Genomic DNA, 2,716 nt, shown 5'->3' with positions numbered 1-2,716 from the left:
CGCAAGGACAACTTCTAGAGCCCGTGATATCGTCGACGCCATGACCAGCTCCGCCGAAATCATCGCGACGCTCGGGCTGAAGCCGCATCCGGAAGGCGGCTGGTATGCCGAGACCTTTCGCGATGGCACTGGCGGCGCGCGCGGCCATTCGACCGCCATTTATTTCCTGCTTGAGGAGCATCAGGTTTCGGCCTGGCACCGGGTCAAGGACGCCGCCGAGGTCTGGCATTTCCATGCCGGCGCCCCGCTGGCACTGGCAATGTGGGAAGAAGGCAGCACCGTTGTGGAGCAGGTGCTTGGAATCGATCTCGCAGCCGGTGAGCGGCCGCAGATCGTCGTGCCGGCGGGCCGGTGGCAATCGGCGCGCAGCCTCGGCGAATGGACGCTGGTCGGCTGCACCGTCGCGCCGGGCTTCGAGTTTGCCGCCTTCGAACTGGCAGCACCCGGCTGGCAGCCGAAACAACCGTAGCTCAATAAGAGCCCGGATATAGCAGGGACCCAAGCGTGATCGCGAGTTGGGCGGCGTAGTACAGCGCCCAGACGGCGAAGCGCATCCAGGCGCGGTGCGGCGAGATGGCGGCCACCAGGAATTTCTCCGTGGCGAGCAGCCCGTCGGATGCCATGAACAACAGCGCGCCGCCGATCACGGAGACGTTGCTGGTGGTCAGCGCCGAGATACCCATTGCCAGGATCGCAGCGACATAGACGGCGATCGGGATACGCAGGCCGGGACCGACGCGCCGCCACAGCGCCGCCAGCATGACGGCCGCAAACACCGCCATGGCGAGCGCGATCGCTCCGCGCCACGACTCGGCGCCAAGCACCCCCAACCCGCCACCGCTGCGCAGGAACAGCGCGACATAGACGATGTGGGCGACAAGAAAACTGGCCAGCCCGCCGAGGAAGGCCTTTTCACCGTCGCGCGACAGGAATGCGTCGCCAACGGCGCTGAGGGCGAGCGCGGCGGCCAGCAGCAGTGGGCCGCCCTGCAGCCCGGCCAGCACGGCAAGCATCGCCACGGCGAGCGTCTTTGCCGCCGAGCGGGCGAGCGTTGGTGGCATGCCAAGCGTAAAGGCGTAGATCACCGCCGCCGCCAGCGAAAAGATCAGTGTCGCATTGGCATTTGCGTCGATGCCGCCGGCAAACGGCATCGTCATGCCCCGGCTCCGCTTTGGGATGCCCTGGCTCCGCTCTCAGCCGCCGGTTTGCGCAGAAACAGCGACTTCGCTGCAAGTGCGGCCCCGCCGGTGATGAGCACGCAGGCGGCGAGGATGCGCAGCGACGGCTCGGCGACGCCGGCCGCGATCAGCACCAGCGTCGACAACAGCGGTGCGGCGTAGCTTGCAGCACCCAGCACCTGGATATTGCCGCGCTTGACGCCGATGTCCCAGGCATAGAAGGCCGCCCCCACCGGCATCAGGCCAAGGCCGAGCACGGCCAGCCACTGGCCGGCACCGTCAGGCAGAACCGTCTGTTCCAGCGCCAGGTGGCAGGCGAGCGACAACACCGCGGTCGCCGCGCAGAACCAGGTGACGATGCTGGTCGGCACCGACGGGAAGCGCCGCGACAACAGCGAATAGGACGACCACAGCACGGCACAAACGGCGGCCATCGCATAGCCGAAGGCGTAACGGGCGTCGAAGGCGAGGCCCCCGCCCTTGGTGACGATCAGCACGGTGCCGGCAAGGCCGAGCAGCGCGCCGACGACATGGTTCCAGGCCAGTTTTTCGCCCGGCATCAGCGCCGAGCCGAGCACGATCAGCAAAGGCCATAGATAGGCGATCAGGCTCGCCTCCACAGCCGGCGCATTGCGCAGCGCGGTGAAATAGAAAAAGTGGTAGCCGAACAGCCCGGCAATGCCGATCAGCCACACCTGCGGCGGTATCCTCTGGCTCTTGTCGGGTGCCGGCATGAACAGCCGCGCGACCAGCCCGACACCGGTGCCAATCGAGAAGGTGATCGCCGACAAGAGGAACGGCGGCACCTGGCCCGACGCATCGGTGAGCAGTGCGAGCAGCGCCCACATGGCGACCGCCGAAAAGCCGATCAGTGTTGCGCGCCCCATTCTGTCTCCAGTGGCGCGCCAATTCTGCGCCTGGCTATTGTACCGCTTCGAAACGTCCGGCGCTGATGGTCAGGGTGCCGATCTGCGTGCCCACCGTGGCATGGATCGGCGCATATACGCCGGTTTGGCCGAGCGGTGCAAACGTCACCATCATGCGGCTTTTGTTCTTGAGATAGTTGAGCGCCTTGCGGCCCTTGCGATAGCCAGCCACCGGCGCGAAGCCCATCCGGCAGGTAACCGTGTCGCCCTTGTAGCCCGGCACCGAGATCGTGCCCTTCGAAGCGTAGGTCAGCGTCAGATCGGCGCGCATCTCGCCGTCGTAGAACTTTACTGTGCGGCCGCAGACCTGGTCGAGGCTGTCGGCATGGATGACGGTGGCAGCCATCGGATCGAGCACCGATGCCAGGTCGCCGGCACCGAGCGGCACCCAACTCTTGGGGTCGCGCTTGCCCGGCGCCGGGACGACCTGCGTCGAGGTGACCCTGCCATTGGCAAAGCGGATGTCGACCACCGATGCCTTCTTGCCGGAGGTGTAATCGGCGCGGAATGCCTGCGGCACCATCCTCTTGCCCGCAATCGTGCCTTTGGACGAGATCGTGCCACGCGTGTCGTCGAACAGTTTTGCCATCCCTGCCGCGCTGACGCTGCCTT

4 protein-coding genes are annotated in these 2,716 nt (G+C 66.3%); 1 reads left to right on the top strand and 3 read right to left on the bottom strand.

Features of this window, described 5'->3' with window-relative positions; genetic code table 11:
• The first annotated feature begins 40 nt into the window (after positions 1–40).
• Entirely contained in the window at positions 41–469 is a 429-nt protein-coding gene (locus EN914_RS31125; RefSeq protein ID WP_024503746.1) for a cupin domain-containing protein, read from the top strand.
• A gap of 1 nt (position 470) precedes the next feature.
• Here the strand turns inward: EN914_RS31125 and EN914_RS31120 are convergent, their stop codons facing one another.
• The 3 genes from EN914_RS31120 to EN914_RS31110 all read right to left on the bottom strand — a co-directional run.
• Positions 471–1,157, bottom strand: coding sequence for a lysoplasmalogenase (locus EN914_RS31120; protein ID WP_024503745.1), 687 nt, complete (start codon positions 1,155–1,157; stop codon positions 471–473).
• Complete coding sequence (locus tag EN914_RS31115; RefSeq protein ID WP_024503744.1) at positions 1,154–2,065, bottom strand: DMT family transporter; 912 nt, start codon at positions 2,063–2,065, stop codon at positions 1,154–1,156. The genes EN914_RS31120 and EN914_RS31115 overlap by 4 nt, the downstream gene beginning before the upstream one ends.
• 34 nt (positions 2,066–2,099) lie before the next feature.
• A partial coding sequence (locus tag EN914_RS31110) for a DUF3108 domain-containing protein (RefSeq protein WP_164779037.1) occupies positions 2,100–2,716 on the bottom strand: 617 nt, incomplete at its 5' end.

The organism is Mesorhizobium sp. M7A.F.Ca.CA.001.08.2.1, assembly GCF_003998455.1.
In the GTDB taxonomy this organism is placed as follows: domain Bacteria; phylum Pseudomonadota; class Alphaproteobacteria; order Rhizobiales; family Rhizobiaceae; genus Mesorhizobium; species Mesorhizobium ciceri.
The sequence above is the reverse complement of the archived record's forward strand: the minus strand, read 5'-3'. Positions and strand labels throughout refer to the sequence as shown.